Consider the following 20,458-nt stretch of genomic DNA (forward strand, 5'->3'; position numbering starts at 1 on the left):
GATCGGGAGCCACGCCGGGAAAGACGTCAGAAGAGACGTCAGGAGAGACGTCAGGAGAGACGTCTTGAGCGCTCCGGACATCTCAGTGGTGATCTGTGTCTACACCGAGGACCGCTGGGAGGACATCCTCGCGGCGGTCGCCTCGGTGCGGGCGCAGTCCCGGCCCGCACGGGAGACCCTGCTGGTCGTGGATCACAACCAGGCACTCCTGGACCGGCTGTCGGAGGAGTACGCGGCACACGGGGAGCGCCGGGGGACCGAGGAGGTGCGGGTGCTCGCCAACGCGGGCCCCCGCGGCCTGTCCGCGGGCCGCAACACCGGGATCGCCGCCTCCCGCGGCGACGTCATCGCCTTCCTCGACGACGACGCGGTGGCCGAGCGCGACTGGCTCCGCCGCTTCGCCGAGGGGTACGAGGATCCGCGGGTGATGGCGGTGGGCGGCCGGACGATGCCGATCTGGGCGTCGGGCCGCCGCCCCGCCTGGTTCCCCGCGGAGTTCGACTGGGTGGTGGGCTGCACGTACAGGGGTCTGCCGCCCGGCCGGGTCCGGGTGCGCAACGTGCTCGGCGGCAACGCCTCGTTCCGCCGTACGGCCTTCGACGCGGCGGGCGGTTTCGCGACCGGTATCGGGCGCGACGGCGACAGACGTCCGCTGGGCTGCGAGGAGACGGAGCTGTGCATCCGCCTCACCCGTGCCCGGCCGGACGCCGTCCTGCTGATCGACGACCGGGCGGTGATCCACCACCGGGTGCCGGAGATCCGCGAGCGCTTCGCCTACTTCCGCACGCGCACGTACGCCGAAGGCCTGTCCAAGGCCCTGGTCGCCCGGAGCGTCGGCGCCGGCAAAGGGCTTGAGTCGGAGCGCCGCTACACCACGCGCGTGCTGCCCGCCGGAGTCGCGCGCGGGCTGCGCGACGCGCTGCTCGCCCGCCCCGGCGGCGCGGGCCGGGCCGCCGCCATCGTCGCCGGGGTCGTCACGGCGGCCGGCGGCTACGCGCTCGGCAGCCTCCGGGCGCGCAGGCGCGGAACCACGTTCTCGGCGCTCCCGATCGAACGGAACGAGCAGAACGAACGGAAGCAACGGAACAAGCGGTACGAGCCGAACGAGCCGAACGAGCCGAGCAAGCAGAACGAACGCAACGAGGGGATCAAGGGGGCCGCACCATGAGTGGATCACCCGAGTCGGGCGCGCCGCGTGAGCCACGCGTGCCGATCCTCATGTACCACGCGGTGGCCAAGGCGCCGAACAACGCCACCCGCGCGCTGTCCGTGACGCCCGAGGCGTTCACCGAGCAGATGGCACTGCTGCGCGGCTCGGGCTTCACCGCCATCAACACCGCCTCGCTGGCGCGGAGTTGGCGCCACTCGGCGCCCCTGCCCGAGCGCCCCGTGCTGATCACCTTCGACGACGGCTACGAGGGCGTGCACCGGCACGCCCTGCCCGTGCTCTCCCGGCACGGCTTCGCGGCCACGCTGTTCGTGTCGACCGGCTGGCTGCGCGGGGAGTACGACACCGGGGGCGGCCTCGACATCATGCTCGACTGGGACCAGGTGCGCGCACTGGCCGCCGCGGACGTCGAGATCGGCGGCCACAGCCATACGCATCCGCAGCTGGACCAGCTGGCCGACGACGCCCTGCGCTACGAACTGCGGCACTGCCGGGAGATCATCGCCGCCGAACTGGGCGTACTCCCGGCCTCGTTCGCCTACCCGTACGGCTACTCCAGCCGCCGGGTGCGCCGGGCCGTGCGCGAGGCGGGCTTCACCCAGTCGCTGGCCGTGGGCAACGCCCTCGCGCGCCGCCGCCAGGGACCGTACGCGCTGCGGCGGGTCACCGTGCGCCGCGGCACCGGGATCGAGGAGTTCGAGCGGCTCGTCGAGGGCCGCGCGATCACCCGTGTCTTCGCCAGGGACCGTGCCCTCACCAAGGGGTACTCCATGGTCCGCAGAGCACGACAGGTACGCCGGAAGGCCACCCGTTCCCGTGTCTGACACGACCACGGCCGAAGCCGACACCCCCGCGCCCGATCCACCCGGGCCGTCCCGGCGGCGCCTGCGCCTGCCCCGGCTGGGTCCGTCGTCCGGCGGCAGCCCGCTGTTCCGGAACGCCTACGCCCTGATGCTGAACACCGGCATCTCGGCCGTCCTCGGGCTCGGCTTCTGGCTGGCCGCCGCCCGGTACTACTCCGAGTCGGCGGTCGGGCAGGGCTCCGCCGCGATCGCCGCGATGAAACTCCTCGCGGGTCTCACCGCGGTGACCCTGACGGGCGCCCTCGCCCGCTTCATCCCGGTGGCCGGACGCGGCACCGGCCGTCTCATCTTCCGTACGTACGCGGGCAGTTCGGTGATCGTGGCGCTGGCCTCGGGCGTCTTCCTGCTGACGCTGAGGCTCTGGGGATCCTCGTACCGCTTCCTGCACGACCCGCTCATCGGGCTCTGCTTCGTCCTGTCGGTCGTCGCCTGGTCGGTGCTGACCCTCCAGGACGGCGTGCTGACCGGGCTACGCAGCGCGCTGTGGGTGCCCGTCGGCAACACCGTGTTCTCGGCGGTCAAGCTGGCGCTGCTGGTGGCGTTCGCCTCGGCGATCCCCACCATGGGTGTCTTCGTGTCGTGGGTGGCCGCCATCGCGGTGTCCGTGCTGCCGCTGGGCTGGCTGGTGTTCCGGCGGCTGGTCCCCCGGCAGGTGAAGGCGACCGCGGAGGGCGCCGAACCGCCCGCCCTGCGGGAGATCGGGCGGTTCCTGGCCGGCGACTACACGGGCTCGCTGTTCTCGCTCGCCGTGGTCTACCTCGTCCCGGTGATCGTCGCCTCCCAGGTGACGTCCACCGACAACGCGTACTTCTACATCACCACGACCATCGGCGGCACGGTCAACCTGCTCGCCATCAACATGGGCGCCTCGCTGACCGTCGAGGGCTCGCACGACCCGGCCCGGCTCGCCGCGAACACCCGGGCGGCGCTGCGCAGGATGGCGCGGATCATGCTGCCGGTGGCCGGGGCGCTGTTCGTCGGGGCGCCCTGGATCCTCGGCGTGTTCGGCCAGGGGTACGCGGACGCGGCGACGCCGCTGCTGCGCTGGTTCGCGGTCGGAGCGGTGCTGCGGGTCGTCATGGAGACGTACTTCGCGGTGCTGCGCGCCCAGAGCCGCACCGCCGGACTCGCCTGGCTGCAGGGCCTGTTGTGCGTACTGGTCCTCAGCCTCACGGTGATCCTGCTGCCCCGGACGGGACTGACCGGCGCGGGAGTGGCGGAGATCTCCAGCCTCACGGTGATCGTGCTGCTCGCCGCTCCCCGGCTGTACCGGATCGTCATGACCGCACCGCCCGGGGAGGCCGCCCGGGACACGGCACCCGACGGCGACCTGGCTGATCTGGGCCCCCACGAGGTACCCGGGCCGGAGCAGGAGGGACCGGAACAGGACGGGCTTGGGAGGAACGGGCCTGGGAGCAATGGGGCCGGGGAGAACGGGCCCAGGAAGGACAGGCCCGGGAAGGGCGGGCCGGCGAAGGACCGGCCGAGGAAAGTGCGCGGTCCGGCCTGGGCGCAGCGCCTGGACACGGACACCCTCGCCCTCGGGGTCCAGCTCGATTTCGACCATCTGGAGCGACGGCCGGACGTACGCCCCGGTCCGGGCACACCGCCCGCCGGAACACCCGCGGTCGACCGGCCGAGCCGCCCCTCAGGACCCCGGCCGGTCCCGCAGCCGACTCACCAGCCGGACCATCGGCCGGTCCCCCAGCCGGGCCTCCAGCGGAGCCACCAGCCGGATCACCGGCCGACCTGGGCGCTGAGGATCCCCCGACCCCCCTCACAACTACCGTCCGCCCGAATGGAGTTGGGCCTGCCCGTCGAGAGGCGGGAACCGGGCTCGGAGACCTCCCTCAGCCCGTCCGAGATCGAGGTGGACGCACCCTTCGACCCACCGGTCGGCGACATCGCCGAGGAACCGGAGGGTGCAGGCGGGACCGGCGCCTCCGGCACGGAAGGCGCGGAAGGCACGGAAGTCACGAAAGGCGCGGAAGGTACGAAAGGCGCGTCCGGAGCCGTCCGGGAGACGGACGGACCCGGACCGCCGGAGCCATCGGAGCCGCCGCAGCCGCCGGCCTCCTGGTGGCAGCGGTTGCGGCCGACCCGGCCAGGGGTACTGCTCGGCTGTCTGCTGACGGCCGCGCTCGTCCTGTACTGGGTGCCGGTGTCCGGCCTCGGGGAGCGCGACCTCGACCGGATGGACGGACTCGGCCTGATCTCCGTCCTGCCCACGACGACTCTGGCCGGGGCCGGACTCCTGGTCCTGGTGTTCGCCTCGCTGCTCTGGCTCGGCCGCGAACACAAGGCCCTGCTCATGGTCACCCTGCTGGCCACTGTGGTGTCGCTGCACGCGCTCCCCGCGGTGATCGAGACCGAGCCGCGGTTCGCGACGGCCTGGCAGCACCTGGGGTTCATCGACCACATCGACCGGACCGGCGCGGCCGTGCCCGACCTGGACGCCCGCTGGAGCTGGCCGGGCTTCTTCGCGGCGGCGGCCTTCCTCTCGAAGGCGTGCGGGGTCGAGGACCTCACCGAGGTCATCCGCTGGTGGCCGACGGCCATGCAACTCCTCTACCTGGCACCGCTGTTCCTGCTCGTACGCCATATGCGGGCGGGCTGGCGCGCCCAGTGGACCGGCATCTGGATCTTCGTACTCAGCGGCTGGGTGGGCCAGGACTACTTCTCCCCGCAGGGCTTCACCTACCTCCTCTACCTCGTGTTCGTGGCGATCCTCCTGGTGTGGTTCCGGGCGCCGCGGGTGCTGTGGACGACGATGCGGCCCGGCGAACTGGAGGTCGAACCGGCCGGCCGGCGGGAACGGGCCGTGCTGCTCATGGTGCTGATCGGGCTGTTCATGGCGACCGTGCCGGCCCACCAGCTGACGCCGTTCGTGATGCTGGGCGTCCTCGCGGTCCTCGTCCTCGTCGGCCGCTCCGAACTGCGGGGCCTGCCGATCCTGTTCGCCGTCGTGGTGAGCGTGTGGATCGGCTTCCTCGCCGAGCCGTACTGGTCGGGGCACTTCGGCGAACTGTTCGGCGGTGTCGGCGGGGTCGGCGAGAACGTCTCGTCCTCGGTCTCCGGCCGGATCGGCGAGGGCAGCTCGTCCCACAAACTGGTCCTGTACGCGCGGGTGGCGCTGGCGGGCGGCGTGCTGGCACTGGCCTGCTACGGCTGGTGGCGCCGACGCGACCACAAGTACCGCGAGCGGTCGCTGCTCGTCCTCACCTTCGTCCCGTTCCTCGGCTTCGGCATGCAGTCGTACGGCGGCGAGATGGCGCTGCGCGTCTTCATGTTCGCCCTGCCGGGCGCGGCCCTGCTCGCCGGGCTCGCGCTGTTCCCGCGTACCGGCGTCACCGCGGACGAACGGGACAAGGACCGGGTGAGCCTCGCGCCGCTCGCCGCGCTGCTCGCGGGCCTCGTCCTGATGGGCGGCTTCCTGGTGGCCCGCTGGGGCAACGAGCCGTTCGAGCGGATCAGACCGGGCGAGGTGGCGGCCATGGAGTACGTGTACGCCCACGACCGGCCCACGGCACGGGTGCTGTGGCTGAGCAACGACACGGTGAACAACGTGACGCCGGCGATGCCGTGGGGCGCGCGGGACATGGAGAAGGTGAACTACGTACCGACGCTCGCGCCCGCCGATCCCGTGCTGGTGTCGAGCCTGGTCAAGTCGCTCAGGGACGCGGGCCCGAACTCGTACCTCGTGGTCAACCGCAGTCAGGTGACCTACCTGCAGCTGGACATCGGCTACTCGAAGACGTACGAGTACCGGCTCATCCGCAACCTCGACGCGCGGCAGGAGCTGCGCAAGGTCTTCGTGAACGAGGACGTCTCCCTGTACGCCCTGCGGCAGCAGCCGGGCGGCAAGGTTCCCGAGGCCGATCCCGGGCCGATCGGTCCGCAGGTGACCTGGACGCCCTGGTCGGTGGTGGGGGCGCTCGCGGCGGTCGCGCTGATCGCGCTGCTGACGACCCGCGAGGTGGTTCGCGTGGCGGTGCGCCCGAGCGTGCGCCAGCATCTTTGGCTGCAGTCGACTTTCTGGTTCTCGCTGCCCCTGCTGGCGCTGCTGCTGGCGTCCCTCGTACAGAGATTCCTGACGATGGCCTGAGCCGCCTTCAGGGGCGCGGGGAACGACGCAGTCCTTGGCTTTTTTCAGGGGTGCGGGGAACGGCGCAGTCCTTGGCCTTCAGGGGCGCGGGGAACGGCGCAACACCAGCCACGACACACCCGCACCCGCCCCCTACCGGCGAAGCCACTTCACCTCGTACGCGTCCATGTCGAACCGCCGCCCGTCGACCTTCGCGCTGATCCCGCGCCCCAACGTGTTCACGACGAGAACGACCCGGTCGTCCGCGAGGACCCGCACATTGGCCCTGTCGTCCGCCGCGACGGACACCGGCTCGTACGCCGTCCCGGGAGGGAACTCCGCCCCGAACCGGGAGAGCAGCCCGAGCATCGGCAACGGCTTCCCGCCGGACGCACGGCCGGTCGGCGTCCACAGACACCCCGCGCACCCCGTCCCCTTCGCCGTCTCCGGATTCCAGTAGAAGGCGGAGGTGGTCCCCCCGCGGGCCATCGCGATCAGCCCGGACGCCTGCACGGCGACCCGGTGCGGCTCGGACCATCCGTCCCGGTCGTCGTCGCTGTCCGCCGGCTCTACGTAGTACTCGGCCCACCACAGCGGCAGATCACCGGTCCGCGACCGGACCCACCGGCTGACGGCCGTGAACTTCTCGGTCGCCGCGAACTCGTCCGGCAGCAGCTCGTCGTCCCTGGTGTAGCTGGAACCGTCGACGACGACGAAGTCCGCGCCCGCCTTGTTCTTGTTCCAGTAGTCGAAGGCGTCGAGGACCCGCTGGTCCATCGCGCCCCAACTGCCGCGCACCGTCGGTGAGGCGTCCTCCTTCTGGCGCGGGTCGACACTGTCCATCACCAGATAGGGGCCGCCGACCTCGATGTCCTCGTCGACCTTCTTCAGTGCCTGGTAGACGAGGTTGTACAGCTCCGTATAGCCCTCGTAGTCCCAGCGGGCGGCGGTGTCGTTCCAGAAACCCTTGAACTCGTTCCACACGATGAAGTGGCGTACGTCCGGGTAGCGCCTGGCGACGGTCGCGGCGAGGGCGGCGTAGTCCTTGTAGTGGGCGCGGTCCGGAGCCGTCTCCAGGGCCGCCTGGCTCCAGTCGGTTTGATCGGAGCCGGGGGTGCCGCCCTTCATCCAGTCCGGCGCGCAGCACAGGGTGACGACCGGTGTGCCGCCCGTCGCGCGGACGAAGTCGATCCGGCGGTCCATCGCCTCGAAGTCGTAACGCCCCTTAACCGGCTCGGGGTTGTCCGCGCCCCAGCCCATGATGTGCTGGATCTGCGGCGGGGACTGGTCGCCGAGGCGCCGCTCCACGCGCTTCGTGGCGGCCGCACTGCCCTCGTCGGCGCTGTACTGGGTGTGGGTGAACCCCCAGCCCACCGCCGGTTCCGGCGCCGGAGGGACGGACGGCGTGCCGTGCACCTTGCCGCCGTCGCGGGTCGTGCCCGCCTCGCTCCCCGCGTCTCCCGGCAGCGTGTGGATCAGGGTCAGTACCAGGGCCAGAGCGGCCACACCCACGCCGAGCAGAGCGGTGATGCGCCACCGCCGAGCCCCCGAATTCCACCCATGACGTGCCATCAGGGACAACAGTAGCCGCGCGCCTCGGCGGCGGAACAGCTTCCGTATCGGCACAGCCCGGTAACGGCACGGCACTCGGGCCTTTCCCCGGACATCCGTGGACGCAACGCGGAAACCGGATGCACGGGGCGGCCGTGTGACGGATCATGTCGGCATGTCTGCCAACCCGCACGACGCTCTGCCGATCCGGCTCAACGTCGACGACAGCGACTCACCGTCGGACGTCGTCGACGCGCTGTTCCTCGGCCGCTTCGCGACGGGCGAGCAGCCGCACTCCCACTCGGTGAACATCGACCGCGTACGGTCCGGGGTGTCCCTTCTCCCGCCCGGCGCCCGGGTGTTGCGGTCCACCCGCGACGACGACCGCAGCGCGACCCTCGCGGAGGGCGACGGGTGGACGCTGCTCGTGTCGCGCTGGAACCGCGGCGCCGACGTGACGGTCACCGCGACCAGCGAGGAACTCGCCGAGAAGGTCCTCGGCCAGGCCACGGACGGCGCGGCCGACGAGCCCGAACCGCAGCCGGAGAACGTGACCATGGGGTTCTGGTACGTGTCACCGCGGCGCGGCCCGCACCGCACGACCCGGCAGATCTCGGCGGGTACGTGGGAAGAGGTGCGCGGCAACTACACGGCGCCGGTGGCGGACGCGATGGACGGGCTGATGAAGACCACGCCCGAGGACATCGCGGGCCGGCTGCTGTTGCTGCACGGTCCGCCGGGCACGGGCAAGACGTCGGCGCTGCGTACGCTGGCGCGCTCGTGGCGGGACTGGTGCCAGGTGGACTGCGTCCTCGACCCGGAGCGGCTGTTCTCCGACGTCGGTTATCTGATGGACATCGCCATCGGCGAGGAGGACGGCTCGGGGAAGGGGCGCTGGCGGCTGCTCCTCCTCGAGGACTGCGACGAACTGATCCGCGGCGAGGCCAAGCACACGGCGGGGCAGGCGCTCTCGCGGCTGCTCAACCTCACGGACGGGCTGCTGGGCCAGGGCCGCAACGTCCTGGTGGGCGTCACGACCAACGAGGACCTGGAGCGCCTGCACCCTGCGGTGGTCCGTCCGGGCCGCTGCCTCGCGCGTATCGAGGTCGGCCCGCTGACCCGCCGGGAGTCCACGGCGTGGCTGGGCACGGAGGAGGGCGTGGGCCGCGACGGCGCGACCCTGGCGGAGCTGTACGCCCTGCGCCGGGGCACCACCCCGACGTCGGTCCCCGGCCGGCGGGGCGACTCGGAGGCGGGCCTGTACCTGTGATCCCCGGCGTCCCGCCCGCCCCCGTGGACCGCCCTCAGCCGGACTCGCCGTAGGCCGCGCGCAGCGCGTCCCGTACCGCGGCGAGGGCGGCGGCCTCGGACAGTCCGAGCCGCCGTACGCGCTCGGCGTAGGCCTGCGCGTCGGACGCGGCCGTACGGTCGGCCGCCGAGCCCGCGGCGGCGACCAGCGTGCCGTTGCGCCCCCGCGTCTCGATGACCCCGTCCGCCTCAAGTGCCCGGTACGCCTTGGCGACCGTGTTGGCGGCGAGCCCGAGCTCCTCGGCCAACCCCCGTACGGTCGGCAGCCGGTAGCCCACCGGCAGCACCCCGGCCCTCGCCTGTTCGGAGATCTGGGCGCGCACCTGCTCGTAGGGCGCGATCCCCGTACCGTCATCGATGTCGATCTTCAACGTCACCCGGTGATTGTCCCGCACCCGGCGGAAAATGAGAGGCGGCCTGCCGCATCCCGCGCGTAGCGTGCGATTCCATGACTGTGATCGTCCGCGACTTCCGCACCGAGGACACCGAGGACGCCGAGGGCTTCGCGCGCATCCGGCGTCTGGCGCTCCCCTACATGCTCTCCACCCCTCAGTCCGTCCTCCACGACGTCACGCACGCCCACCCCGACGCGCACTTCCGGCCGCTGGTCGCCGAGGAGGACGGCGAACTCATCGGCACGGCCAACACGGGTGTGGTGTACGACAGCCCGCAGCCCGGCCAGGGCTTTCTGAACGTGTACGTGCACCCGGAGCGCCGGGGCCGCGGCGCCGGGTCGCTGCTCGTACGGGCCGCGGAGGAGCATCTCGCCTCGGTGTCCGCGAAGAAGCTCTTCGCCTGGGTCCTCGACGAACCCGCGAACCGTTCCTTCGCCGAGCGGCGCGGCTACCGCGCGAGCCGCTCCGCGCACTTCCTCCGTCTCGACCTGGCGAACAGCCCCCTGCCGTCGCGCCCGGAGCCGCCCGCGGGGGTGGAGCTGCGCACGGCCGCGGACTTCGCCGACGATCCGCGCCCCCTCTTCGAGCTGGACGCGGAGACGCTCGCGGACGAACCGAGCGACATCGACCACGCGTTCACCGACTACGAGGCGTGGCTGAGGGAGACCTGGCACCACCCTCTCCTCAGCCTGGAGCTGACCTCCGTCGCGGTGGTCGACGGCCGGCCCGCCGCGTTCAGCGCCGCCCGCACCGACGGCCGCACCCGGTACGGCACGGTGATGACGGGCACGGCCCGCGCCCACCGCGGACGCGGCCTCGCCAAGCTCGCCAAGGCCGACTCCCTGCACCGCGCCCGCGCCGCCGGCTTCACCGAGGCGTTCACGGGCAACGACTCGGGCAACGGCCCGATGCTCGCGATCAACGAGTGGTTCGGCTACGAGATCTGCGCCACGGAGGTACAGCATGTCCGCGAACCCGGCTGACCCCGCGTCCCGGTCCGCCGCCCCGGCCACCGTGGGCACCGCCCCCGCCACCGTGGACATCGTCCTGGTGAAGGCCGGCCGTACGAAGATCCGGTATCCGGCCGACCTGCTCCACGACGACGGGACGCATGTCGTCGTGCGCGCTGCCTGGGCGGGAGCCGGCGTCCGCGACTTCGGCTTCGTACGCTTCGAACCGGGCGACGTGTTCACCGAGCACTACTGGCGCGACCGGTGGTACGCGGTGAAGGAGGTCCACGACGCCGAGGGCGCGCTCAAGGGCTGGTACTGCGACATCGCCCGCCCGGCCGTGATCACTCCGGCCGATGCCACCCCGGTCGAGGTGGTCTGCGAGGACCTCGACCTGGACCTGTGGCGCTCGGCCGACGGCGGGACCGTACTGCGGCTGGACGAGGACGAGTTCGCGGCGAGCGGCCTGGAGGCCACCGATCCACGGGCCGCGTCCGCCGCCCGGGCGGCCCTGGACGCACTCGAACTCCGCGCGCGCGAAGCCGGTTTCGAAGCGCTGCTGGCCTGAGGGCTGTCCCGTGGGCGAACCACAACCCGGCGTCTCCCTCTCCCTCACGGCACGGCGATCACCGCGTACCGCTCGTCCGTCACCTCCCGGCCCCACAGCGAGGAGTCGTCCGACAGCCGCTCCACCCGCACGTCCTCGGCGAGGGGCGCGAGCAGGGCCGTCAGCCGGTCGGCGGACATGCCGACCGGGCTGACCGTCCCCCAGACGCCCTCGACGAGGACGAGCCGCCCGCCGGGGCGCAGCAGCCCGCGCCAGTGCCGCAGGGCGCGGCCGGGCTCGGGCAGTGTCCAGAGCACGTGGCGGACCAGGACGACGTCGAACCGCTGCTCCCCGACGGGCGGGGCCGCCGCGTCACCGACCAGGAAGGCGGCGTCTCGTCCGGCCAGTTTGGCGCGGGCCAGGCCGACCATGCGGGGCGAGAGGTCGACGCCGGTGACCCGGTGCCGCGCCTCGGACGCGAGGAGCGACAGGCTGCCCGTGCCGCAGCCCAGATCGAGCACGTCGGAGGGGCCGCGGGGCAGCCAGCCGCGCAGTCTGGCCGCCCAGGTCTCGCGCACGGCGGGATCCCGCAGTCCGTGGTCCGGCTCGTCGTCGAAGGTGTCGGCCGCCACGTCCCAGTCGACGCCGGACCGCTCTTCACCAGTGCTGTTACTCGTCATGCACCCAGAGTGGCACCCACCACTGACAACGGGGTCGGGGCCCGGGACAGAGCCCGCTGCGGAACCGCTGCGGACCCCACCCGGCCCCACCCTTCGTACAAACCGACAAGATGTCCGACATGTGGACTCATTGATGAAACGTGACAGCCGCCACTGACAAGTGGCCGCCGATGAGTCACCCTCCCGGAAATGGTCTGTCCCCGTGAAAGCGCGGTACTCGGCAGACCAGCCGCAAGGGAGGCCCCTGTGCGCCGTGTGACCCTGCAGAAGCCCTTGAAGAAGTCGGACTCCCGTCGTGTACCGGAGGAGGCCGGCCAGCGCCCGGCCGAGCGTCCGGAAATCCGGAAGGACATCCGCCGCACCTGGTGGCCGGACGGATGAGCGCCCCCGGGCCCCCGGCCCCGATACCTACCTGAGCCCAGTCTCAGCACTCCCTTAACGGCACCATAAGGATCGCCTTCACCCGCTCCCAGCAGGCGATTTTGCGGTTTCGAGGGGCTAGCTTGCTGATCGCCCCCAGGCATCACAGGCACCCCCCAGATCCGTTTCGAGGAGTACCCCATGCCCGCTCGCCCCCAGGCCGCCGCCGCCCGTATCGCCACGGTCGTCGCGGTCGGCGTCGCCCCGCTCGCCCTGACCGCGCTCGCCGCCGCTCCCGCCGCCGCCCACGGCTCGATGACGGACCCGGTGAGCCGGGTCGCGGCCTGCTTCGCGGAAGGTCCGGAGAGCCCGAGGTCCGCGGCCTGCAAGGCGGCGGTCGCAGCCGGCGGCACCCAGGCGCTCTACGACTGGAACGGCGTCAACATCGCCAACGCGGCCGGGAAGTCGAAGCAGATCATCCCCGACGGGAAGCTGTGCAGCGCCGCCAACGACAAGTTCAAGGGCCTCGACCTGGCCCGCGCCGACTGGCCGGCCACTCGGCTCACCTCGGGCAACCGCACCTTCCGCTACAAGGGGACCGCCCCGCACAGGGGCTCGTTCGAGCTGTACGTCACCAAGGACGGCTACGACCCGGCGAAGCCGCTGAAGTGGTCGGACCTGGAGTCGAAGCCGTTCCTCAAGGTCACCGACCCGAAGCTGGAGAACGGCGACTACGTCTTCAGCGGGGTCGTCCCGGTCAAGTCCGGCCGCCATCTCATCTACTCGATCTGGCAGCGCTCCGATTCCCCCGAGGCCTTCTACACCTGCTCGGACGTCGTCTTCGGCGAGGGCGGCGCGGGCGCGGAGGCCTCCGCGGCCCCGGCCGCGTCGGCGCCGTCCGACGAGGAGATCGTGGACGGCGCGGGCAAGTCGTCCGTGGAGCACGGGGGCCACGGCGACGACGACCCGAAGACCCAGGCCTCGGTCACGGCCGCCGCGGGCACGAAGTCGGACCCGGACTCCGGAACCGACGGCGGCACCGAGGCCCAGAAGACGGCCGGAGCCGCCGCCGAGGCCGAGGACGGGTCCGGGTCCGGCGCCGAACCCGCCGGTGCGTCGGCGAACCTCGCCGAGACCGGTGGGTCCGACTCGACCGCGTACCTCGCCGTGGGTGGGGCGGCGGCGCTGGCGGTCGGCGCGGCGGCGATGTTCGCGTCCGTTCGCCGGCGGACGGGCGGCGCCCGCCGGTAGGCGGGGACCACGCGTGCGGGTCGTACGGGCCGCACCCCCGTAGAAGGATCAGCTGATCGCCGACAGGCAGGTCGTGGGGGTCGCACGGGACGGGTCCAGGGCGTTGGCCACCTCGTGGAAGGCGATGCGGTCGATGAGTCCGATCGCCACGTGCTCGGAGAGGTCGAGCGCGCACAGGTCCTGGATCAGGACGTTGCGTACGTTCGGGCCGTCGAGGAACTGCGAGCGGTAGGGCGTGACGACCCCGTCGTACCGGGTGGCGATGACCGTGTACCGGACACCCGGCACGGTGTCGCCGCCCGCGTTGAGCCGGGTGAGGAAGGCGGAGCCGGCCACCTGGTCGGTGAGCGCGGGGGCGGCCGACGACAGCACCTCGCCCGCGCCGGGGAAGGCCGTGACCAGCTTGGCCAGGCCGTTCAGGGTGGTGCCGTGGTTGTCGGGGGCGATACCGACGAGGGCGTTCACCTTGGCGGCGCCGCCGAGGAACTTCAGGTAGTGGCGTGGCATCAGCCCGCCCTGCGAGTGGCCGACGAGGTCCGCCTTCGCCGCCCCGGTCGCGGCGAGCACCTTGTCGACGAAGGTCTTCAGCTGCTCCGCCGACTTGTCGATGGGGCCGAGTCCGTGGACGAGCGGTACGCCGGGAAGCTGCCCGTAGTCGAGGGCGTAGACGCAGTAGTCGCGGTTGACCAGGTAGGGCGCGAGGCCCAGCCAGTTGTCGACGGAGTTGGCGAAGGTGCCGTGCACGAGGACGACCGGGCGCGGGTGGGCGGCGGACGGTTTGCAGGAGTAGTCGTTCCAGCCGCTGCTGGTCGCGGTGGCGGCCCGGTCGGGGGCGGCGGCGGTGGCCGTGGTGGCGGGGACGATCGCGGCCACCGCGGTCAGCAGCAGCGCCGACAGGGGTCTGAGCAGGTGTTTCCAGGGCAGCATCGGGTGATCTCCTTGCGGCTCAAGGGAGTGACGAGGCCTGACGCCCTGTGATCCGGATCACGAGGATGCTGTTCTTTTTTCAAGTTACGAGTGAGTAGTAAAGGTGGGAAGTTACGCGTCAGTAAAAACTTCCAGTGGTAGTCGGGGGTACTGACACGTGTCGTTGAACCGTCACCGGGCGGGCCTGAGGGGACCGTAGAGGGCAAGGCAGGGCAAAGGGGCGCGCAACGCCCGGTTTTCACCCTCCTCGATTAGTTCGACCCACCTGATCGAGGGGCGGCCGGAAGGCCCCCGCCCCCGCGGAGCGTCACGCGGCCAGCGCGCCCGGCACCACCGCCCCCGCCCCGAACTTCTCCCGCACCCGGTCCGCCACCTCCTCAAGACGCCGCACCTTCTCGTCCACCGGATCGAACGTGAGCTGATGGGAGGCCCGGTCGGCGGGGTCGAGCCCCTCGGCCCGCAGAGCCACGCCACGGACGCGGGCCCGCTGCAGACCGAGCGCCTCGTACATGCGGTACGCGGCGTCGGTGAGCGCGGAGGAGTGGGCGGTCGGTTCGGGGAGCGTCCGGCTGCGGGTCGTCGTGGACCGGTCGGTGTAGCGGACGGTGAGGGTGAGGGTGCGGCACACCTTCTCCAGGGCGCGCAGCCGCGAGCCCAGTTCCCCGGCGGCCGAGAGCAGCGCGCGCCGGTGCTGCGCCGGGTCCAACTCGTCGCGGGGGAAGGACCGTTCGGTGGCGAGCGACCGGGAGACGGCGTTCGGTACGACCCGGCCGCGGTCGATGCCCCGCGCCTTCTCGTGCAGTTCGCGGCCGGTACGGGCACCGGTGAGCCGCTGCAGCGTGGACAGCGGCGCGGCGGCCACCTTGCCGATGCTGTCCAGGCCGTACTCGCACAGGGTGCGGGCGGTGGCCGTGCCGACGCCGGGCAGCGCCCGCACGGGCCGCTCCGCCAGGAACTCCGTGAGGGCGCCGGGGTCCGCGGGGACCACCCGGATCTCCCCCGGGGCGGCTTCCCGCAGGGCCATCCGCGCGAACATCGGGCCGGGTCCCGCCCCGATGGCGCAGTCGACGCCGTGCCAGGCGAGCGCCCGTACCCGGATCAGCGAGGCCAGTTCCACGACGTCCCGCCGGAAGTACCGCCCGGCGCCCCGCAGATCGGCCAGCGCCCCGTCGGGCGGCAGCGCCTCGACGACCGGGGTGAACTCCTCCAAGGTGCCGAGGAGCCCGGGCAGGGCGGCCTCGTACATCGGCGGCAGCTGGAAACGTACGCAGAGGATCGTCATCCCGCACTCCCCGGGCTCTGGTGCCACAGTTTCTTTCCGCTCGCGGATCCCTCGCCCGCCGGGCGCAGATCCGCCCACGGATGCATTTCGAATCCCGTGGGCAACTGGATGCGCCGGCCGACCGCCGGATCTCCCGACCCCCGGGAACCGGCCTCGACCCCGGGGCCGGCCCCGGCTTCGGCTCCGGGCCCGCCCTCGGGCCCGCCCTGCGGTCGCGGCGGTTCGGCCAGTCTCGTCGCCACTCCGTCCAGTCCTTCCTCGTGTCGCAGTTCCGCCAGGTCGGCGAGGTTCCAGGCCGCCTCCCCGACCACGCTGAGGCTGCGCGGGCCGCGCCGCTGCACCACCCCGCGGACGAGCAGGAGCCAGGAGTGGAAGACGGTGTGCGCGCACGTGTCGTGGGAGTCGTCGAAGAAGGCGAGGTCGAGCAGGCCCGTACCGTCGTCCAGGGTGGTGAAGATGACCCGCCGGCCGGAGCGGATCGGCGGGGTCTGGGTGGCCGCCTTGGCGCCCGCGACCAGCACCGTCTCACCGTGTTCGGCCGCCCGCAGCCGACGTGCCGTGACGACGCCCAGTTCGTCCAGGAACTCCCGGTGGTCGTCCATCAGATTGCGTGAGGCGTCCATGGAGAGCACGCCCAGCTCGGCGCTGAGCCGTTCCGCCGAGGAGAGGTCGGGCAGCCCGGCCGACGCGGTCTCCTGGCCTCCGGTCAGCGGGAGTTGGGACCCACCGGCGCCACCGGCACCGCGGGCGCCCCGGTGCAGCTCCGTCAAGTGCAGTTGCAGATCACGGCGGTTGGCGCCGAAGGTGTCCAACGCACCGACCTGCGCGAGCCGTCCGGCCAGCGGACGGCTCGGCCGGGCCCGTTCCCAGAAGTCGAGCAGCGAGGCGTACGGCTGCCCCTGCTCGATCCGGGCCGCCTCGGCCTCGCTGATCCCGTGCACGTCGGAGAGCGCGAGCCGCACCCCCCAGGTCCCTCCTGAGTCCCGCGATTCTCCGGGTGATTCAGACACCAGTTCGATACTGTGTGCGACCGACGACCGGTTCACGTCCAGCGGCAGAATCGGCACCCCCCGCCGTCGCGCGTCCGCGAGCAGCAGACGCTTGGGGTACATCCCGGGATCGTGGGTGAGCAGCCCCGCGTAGAAGGCGGCCGGGTGGTGCGCCTTCAGCCACGCCGACTGATAGGTCGGCACGGCGAACGCGACCGCGTGCGCCTTGCAGAAGCCGTACGCCCCGAAGGCCTCGACGATCTCCCAGGTACGGGTGATCGTCTGCGCGTCGTACCCCCGCGAGGCCGCGTGCTGCGCGAACCAGAAGCGGATCCGGTCCTGCGACCCGGGGTCGGACAGCCCGCGCCGCACCCGGTCCGCCTCGCCCCGTCCGCAACCGGTCATGATGTCGACGATGTCGATGACCTGCTCGTGGAAGACCACGACCCCGTACGTGCTCTTCAGCGGCTTCTCCAGGTCGGGGTGCGGGTAGCGGACCGGCGCGCGGCCGTGCCGCGCCTCGATGAACGGCCGCACCATGTCGGCCGCGACCGGCCCGGGGCGGAAGAGGGAGATGTCGACGACGAGGTCGTGGAAGGTCGAGGGCTGGAGCCTGCCGACCAGGTCGCGCTGGCCCGGCGACTCGATCTGGAAGCAGCCCAGCGTCTCCGTGGACCGGATGAGCCGGTACGTCTCGGGGTCGCCCTCCTCGACGGCGACGGCGTCCAGGTCGACGCGGTCGCCCGTCGCCCGCTCCACCTCGGTCACCGCGTGCGCCATCGCGGACTGCATCCGCACGCCCAGCACGTCGAGTTTGAGCAGCCCGAGGTCCTCGACGTCCTCCTTGTCGAACTGCGACATGGGGAGCCCTTCGCCACTGGTCGGCACGACCGGCGTACGGGCGAGGAGCGAGGCGTCGGAGAGGAGGACCCCGCACGGGTGCATGGCGACGCCGCGCGGCAGGGCGTCCAGTGACTCCACCAGTTCCCACAACCGTCCGTACGTCACCCCGTTGCGCGCGGACTCCTCGGCCAGGGAACGCAGTTCGGGCAGTTCCGCCAGCGCGGCGCGGGCGTCGCGGGCGCGGATGTGCGGGAAGGACTTGGCGATACGGTCGATGTCGGCCGGATCCATGGACAGGGCCGCGCCGACGTCCCGTACCGCGTGCCGCACCCGGTACGTCTCCGGCATCGACACCGTGGCGACCCGCTCGGTGCCGAACCGGCCGATGATCGCGCGGTAGACCTCGATGCGGCGCGCGGACTCCACGTCGATGTCGATGTCGGGCAGGACCGCGCGGCGCTTGGACAGGAAGCGCTCCATCAGCAGTCCGTGTTCGACGGGGTCGGCGTGCGCGATGCCGATGAGGTGGTTGACGAGCGAGCCCGCCCCGGAGCCGCGCGCGGCGACCCGGATGCCCATCCCCTTCACGTCGTCCACGACCTGAGCGACCGTCAGGAAGTAGGAGGCGAAGTGGTGGTGGGCGATGATGTCCAGCTCGCGGTGCATCCGCTCCCAGTACTCGCGCGCCCGGGAGGAGCGGTCGTGTCCGAGCCGCACCATTCCCGCCGCCGCGCGTGAGGCCAGTACGCGCTGCGCGGTGCGGCGCCCGGCGCCGACGAGGTGCGCCTCGGGAAAGTGCACGGCACCGATGCCGAGGTCGCCCTCCGGGTCGACCCGGCACTCGTCGGCGGTGGCCCGGGTCTGTTCGAGCAGCCGGTGGGCGGTGTCGCGGCGGTAGCCGGCGGCCTCGACGACCCGTTCGGCGGCGGCGAGCATGGCTCCCCCGCCCTTGAGCCAGGCCTCTCCGCTGTCCAGCTCCTTGCGGGGGTCGACGGGGACCAGCAGGCGGGCGGCGTCCAGCACGTCGGCGACCGGGCCCATGCCGGGGTCGGCGTACCGGACGGCGTTGGTGAGCACCGGCCGCACCCGCTGCTCGGCGGCGAAGCCGACGGTACGGGCGGCCAGCCGCAGGGAGCCGGGCCCGGTGCCCTCGCGTCCGTGCCAGACCGCTTCCAGCCGCAGGGCGCCGCCGTACACCTCCCGCCAGGGCGCGAGCAGTGCCGCGGCGCGGTCGGGCCGTCCCGCGGTGAGCGCGCGGCCGACGTCGGAGGACGGGCCGAGCAGCACGGTCAGCCCCTCGGCATGGTTCGCCGCCCGGGGCAGCAGCGGCCGTCCCTCCCCCGCATGTGCCGCAGTAACGATTCTGCAGAGGTCGGCCCAGCCCTTCGCACCGTCCCGGGCGAGAAAGGTCACGCGTGGTGTCGACTCATCGATGAAGGCACCGCCCCGTACGGGGGTACGGCGCCGCTCGCCCCGTACGGGCTCCGCGCCCGGCCTTCGCCCCGGCCCTCCGGCGGGTCCGCCGCCGAGCCCGGCCCCCGGTCCCGCGGAGGGCGCTTCGACCGCGAGGTCGACCCCGAACAGCGGGCGTACGCCCACGCCCTTCGCCGCGCAGGCCTTCGCGAAGCGGACCGCGCCCGCGACGGTGTCCCGGTCGGTGAGCGCCAGCGCGTCCATGCCCCGCTCGGAGGCACGCTCGGCGAGCCGTTCCGGGTGGGAGCCCCCGTACCGCAGGGAGTACCCGGAGGCGGTGTGCAGATGCGTGAAGCCGGACACGCGCACCTCCACCACCAGGGGCTTTCCCTCAGCCCTCGAACATTCCTCGAACATTAGTTCCCAAGTTCCTCATCTCCACCATAGACCATGTGCGGACCTCGCATCGAACATCTGTACGACATCCGTTCGGACCCCTCCCACCTGCACAAACGTCACGAACCCCGGACCGTGGGTACATGTCACGGACAGCACAGGCCCCGCCCAGGTCCTTCCTCGACGAGGTCAAGGACGCGGTCACCCCGCGGGCCACGCTGCTCGTCCTCGGCGTGGTCGCGCTGCAACTGCTCTTCATCGCCTCCTACGTGGGGGCGCTGCACCATCCGACGCCGAAAGACGTGGCCTTCGGGGTGGTCGCGCCGGGCGCGACCGCGGGGCAGACGGTGGCCCGGCTCGAAAAGCTGCCCGGCGGCCCCCTGGACCCCCGGGCGCTCGCGGACGAGACGACGGCCCGCTCGCAGATCGCGAACCGTGACATCGACGGTGCCCTGCTGGTCGACGCGAACGGCACCACCGACACGCTGCTGGTCGCCTCCGGCGCCGGCAAGACCCTGTCGAACGCCCTGGTCTCCCTCACCACCGCGCTGGAGAAGGACCAGGGGCGCACGGTACAGACCGTCGACGTGGCCCCGGCCGACGCCCAGGACGCCAACGGGCTCACCCCGTTCTACCTGGTCGTCGGCTGGTGCGTGGGCGGCTATCTGTGCGCGTCGGCGCTGGCGATCAGCGCGGGGGCGCGGCCGGCCAACCTGCGGCGCGCGGTGATCCGGCTCGCCGCGATGGCGCTGGTCGCGATCGTCGGCGGACTCGGCGGGGCGGTCGTCGTCGGACCGGTCCTGGGCGCCCTGCCGGGAAGCGTGGCCGCGCTCTGGGGGCTCGGCGCGCTCATCACCTTCGCGGTGGGCGCCGCCACGCTCGCGCTCCAGTGCGTCTTCGGGATCGTCGGCATCGGAGTGGCCGTCCTGCTGGTGGTGATCCTGGGCAACCCGAGCGCGGGCGGCGCCCTTCCGCCGCCGATGCTCCCCCCGTTCTGGAAGGCGATCGGCCCCGCCCTCCCCCCGGGCGCCGGCACGTGGGCGACCCGCTCGATCGCCTACTTCAAGTCCAACGACCTCACCCCGTCCCTACTGATCCTGTCGGCGTGGGCGGCCCTGGGCACAGCGATCACCCTGACGGCAGGTTCCCGCAACACCCAAGGCCAGCGCCGCACCCTTTAGGGGCTCGGGGAACGGCGCAACCCCTTGGGCGCCCGCGAAGCGGCGCCTCCCGGGGGCGCGGGGAACGGCGCAATCTTTTAGGGCGCGCACCCCCGAACCCGCACCCCCCCCAGACGACCGGGGCGCACGCGAAGCGGCGCCTCAGGGGCGCGGGGAACGGCGCAATCTTTTAACCGCACCCCCTACCGAACCCGCACCCTCCGTAAAACACGAGAACCCCGTTCCCACAAACCACGTGGGAACGGGGCGCACACGCACCCGCCAGGACGG

At 72.3% G+C, this 20,458-nt stretch carries 15 protein-coding genes; 9 read left to right on the forward strand and 6 right to left on the reverse strand.

Annotation, left to right across the window (positions count from 1 at the left end; genetic code table 11):
- Window positions 1–64: 64 nt before the first annotated feature.
- From K3769_RS07065 to K3769_RS07075, 3 genes are read left to right on the forward strand one after another with little or no spacing between them, the layout of a single operon-like run.
- Window positions 65–1,168, forward strand: a complete 1,104-nt coding sequence (locus K3769_RS07065) for a glycosyltransferase family 2 protein (protein WP_267025586.1) — start codon at window positions 65–67, stop codon at window positions 1,166–1,168.
- Entirely contained in the window at window positions 1,165–1,992 is an 828-nt protein-coding gene (locus K3769_RS07070) for a polysaccharide deacetylase family protein (RefSeq protein WP_267025587.1), read from the forward strand. The genes K3769_RS07065 and K3769_RS07070 overlap by 4 nt, the downstream gene beginning before the upstream one ends.
- Window positions 1,985–6,136 carry a lipopolysaccharide biosynthesis protein gene (locus K3769_RS07075; RefSeq protein WP_267025588.1) on the forward strand — a complete coding sequence of 1,384 codons (4,152 nt, stop codon included), beginning with the start codon at window positions 1,985–1,987 and terminating at the stop codon, window positions 6,134–6,136. Before K3769_RS07070 ends, K3769_RS07075 begins: the two co-directional genes overlap by 8 nt.
- Before the next feature lie 132 nt (window positions 6,137–6,268).
- On the opposite strand, the gene K3769_RS07080 is transcribed toward K3769_RS07075, so the two are convergent.
- On the reverse strand, window positions 6,269–7,687 hold the full coding sequence (locus K3769_RS07080; protein WP_267025589.1) for a GH39 family glycosyl hydrolase: 1,419 nt from the start codon (window positions 7,685–7,687) through the stop codon (window positions 6,269–6,271).
- A gap of 154 nt (window positions 7,688–7,841) precedes the next feature.
- Here K3769_RS07080 and K3769_RS07085 point away from each other — a divergent pair, with 154 nt between their 5' ends.
- Window positions 7,842–8,936: a DUF5925 domain-containing protein gene (locus K3769_RS07085; RefSeq protein ID WP_267025590.1), complete on the forward strand. Its 1,095-nt coding sequence runs from the start codon at window positions 7,842–7,844 to the stop codon at window positions 8,934–8,936.
- A 34-nt stretch (window positions 8,937–8,970) separates the two neighbouring features.
- Here the strand turns inward: K3769_RS07085 and K3769_RS07090 are convergent, their stop codons facing one another.
- Window positions 8,971–9,351, reverse strand: a complete 381-nt coding sequence (locus tag K3769_RS07090; RefSeq protein ID WP_267025591.1) for a GntR family transcriptional regulator — start codon at window positions 9,349–9,351, stop codon at window positions 8,971–8,973.
- Window positions 9,352–9,422: 71 nt separating this feature from the next.
- Between K3769_RS07090 and K3769_RS07095 the strand changes: the two genes are divergently transcribed.
- A complete protein-coding gene (locus tag K3769_RS07095) occupies window positions 9,423–10,352 on the forward strand; it encodes a GNAT family N-acetyltransferase (protein WP_267025592.1) in 930 nt (309 codons plus the stop codon).
- Window positions 10,333–10,887, forward strand: coding sequence for a ribonuclease FAU-1 family protein (locus tag K3769_RS07100; RefSeq protein ID WP_267025593.1), 555 nt, complete (start codon window positions 10,333–10,335; stop codon window positions 10,885–10,887). Before K3769_RS07095 ends, K3769_RS07100 begins: the two co-directional genes overlap by 20 nt.
- Window positions 10,888–10,931: 44 nt before the next feature.
- Here the strand turns inward: K3769_RS07100 and K3769_RS07105 are convergent, their stop codons facing one another.
- Entirely contained in the window at window positions 10,932–11,546 is a 615-nt protein-coding gene (locus tag K3769_RS07105) for a class I SAM-dependent methyltransferase (protein WP_267025594.1), read from the reverse strand.
- A 246-nt stretch (window positions 11,547–11,792) separates the two neighbouring features.
- Here K3769_RS07105 and K3769_RS07110 point away from each other — a divergent pair, with 246 nt between their 5' ends.
- Both K3769_RS07110 and K3769_RS07115 read left to right on the forward strand, forming a co-directional pair.
- Window positions 11,793–11,927, forward strand: coding sequence for a hypothetical protein (locus tag K3769_RS07110; protein WP_267025595.1), 135 nt, complete (start codon window positions 11,793–11,795; stop codon window positions 11,925–11,927).
- A gap of 180 nt (window positions 11,928–12,107) precedes the next feature.
- Window positions 12,108–13,157, forward strand: a complete 1,050-nt coding sequence (locus tag K3769_RS07115; RefSeq protein WP_267025596.1) for a lytic polysaccharide monooxygenase auxiliary activity family 9 protein — start codon at window positions 12,108–12,110, stop codon at window positions 13,155–13,157.
- 48 nt (window positions 13,158–13,205) lie between these two features.
- Here K3769_RS07115 and K3769_RS07120 read toward each other — a convergent pair whose 3' ends face one another.
- From K3769_RS07120 to K3769_RS07130, 3 genes are all read right to left on the reverse strand, one after another.
- Window positions 13,206–14,084, reverse strand: coding sequence for an esterase/lipase family protein (locus K3769_RS07120; RefSeq protein WP_267025597.1), 879 nt, complete (start codon window positions 14,082–14,084; stop codon window positions 13,206–13,208).
- 307 nt (window positions 14,085–14,391) lie between these two features.
- Window positions 14,392–15,366 carry a DNA polymerase Y family protein gene (locus K3769_RS07125; RefSeq protein WP_267025598.1) on the reverse strand — a complete coding sequence of 325 codons (975 nt, stop codon included), beginning with the start codon at window positions 15,364–15,366 and terminating at the stop codon, window positions 14,392–14,394.
- Window positions 15,363–18,974, reverse strand: coding sequence for a DNA polymerase III subunit alpha (locus K3769_RS07130; RefSeq protein ID WP_267031273.1), 3,612 nt, complete (start codon window positions 18,972–18,974; stop codon window positions 15,363–15,365). The genes K3769_RS07125 and K3769_RS07130 overlap by 4 nt, the downstream gene beginning before the upstream one ends.
- 176 nt (window positions 18,975–19,150) lie before the next feature.
- Here K3769_RS07130 and K3769_RS07135 point away from each other — a divergent pair, with 176 nt between their 5' ends.
- Complete coding sequence (locus K3769_RS07135) at window positions 19,151–20,188, forward strand: DUF3533 domain-containing protein (RefSeq protein ID WP_267025599.1); 1,038 nt, start codon at window positions 19,151–19,153, stop codon at window positions 20,186–20,188.
- Window positions 20,189–20,458 lie beyond the last annotated feature (270 nt).

It is taken from the genome of Streptomyces ortus, from assembly GCF_026341275.1.
Classification (GTDB): Bacteria; Actinomycetota; Actinomycetes; order Streptomycetales; family Streptomycetaceae; genus Streptomyces; species Streptomyces ortus.

Bases quoted from the DNA above. Each gene is read 5' to 3' on its own strand.
- K3769_RS07070 (WP_267025587.1), top strand. From the start codon at position 1,165: ATGAGTGGATCACCCGAGTCGGGCGCGCCGCGTGAGCCACGCGTGCCG.
- K3769_RS07080 (WP_267025589.1), bottom strand. From the start codon at position 7,687: ATGGCACGTCATGGGTGGAATTCGGGGGCTCGGCGGTGGCGCATCACC.
- K3769_RS07085 (WP_267025590.1), top strand. From the start codon at position 7,842: ATGTCTGCCAACCCGCACGACGCTCTGCCGATCCGGCTCAACGTCGAC.
- K3769_RS07095 (WP_267025592.1), top strand. From the start codon at position 9,423: ATGACTGTGATCGTCCGCGACTTCCGCACCGAGGACACCGAGGACGCC.
- K3769_RS07100 (WP_267025593.1), top strand. From the start codon at position 10,333: ATGTCCGCGAACCCGGCTGACCCCGCGTCCCGGTCCGCCGCCCCGGCC.
- K3769_RS07105 (WP_267025594.1), bottom strand. From the start codon at position 11,546: ATGACGAGTAACAGCACTGGTGAAGAGCGGTCCGGCGTCGACTGGGAC.
- K3769_RS07115 (WP_267025596.1), top strand. From the start codon at position 12,108: ATGCCCGCTCGCCCCCAGGCCGCCGCCGCCCGTATCGCCACGGTCGTC.
- K3769_RS07120 (WP_267025597.1), bottom strand. From the start codon at position 14,084: ATGCTGCCCTGGAAACACCTGCTCAGACCCCTGTCGGCGCTGCTGCTG.
- K3769_RS07125 (WP_267025598.1), bottom strand. From the start codon at position 15,366: ATGACGATCCTCTGCGTACGTTTCCAGCTGCCGCCGATGTACGAGGCC.
- K3769_RS07135 (WP_267025599.1), top strand. From the start codon at position 19,151: ATGTCACGGACAGCACAGGCCCCGCCCAGGTCCTTCCTCGACGAGGTC.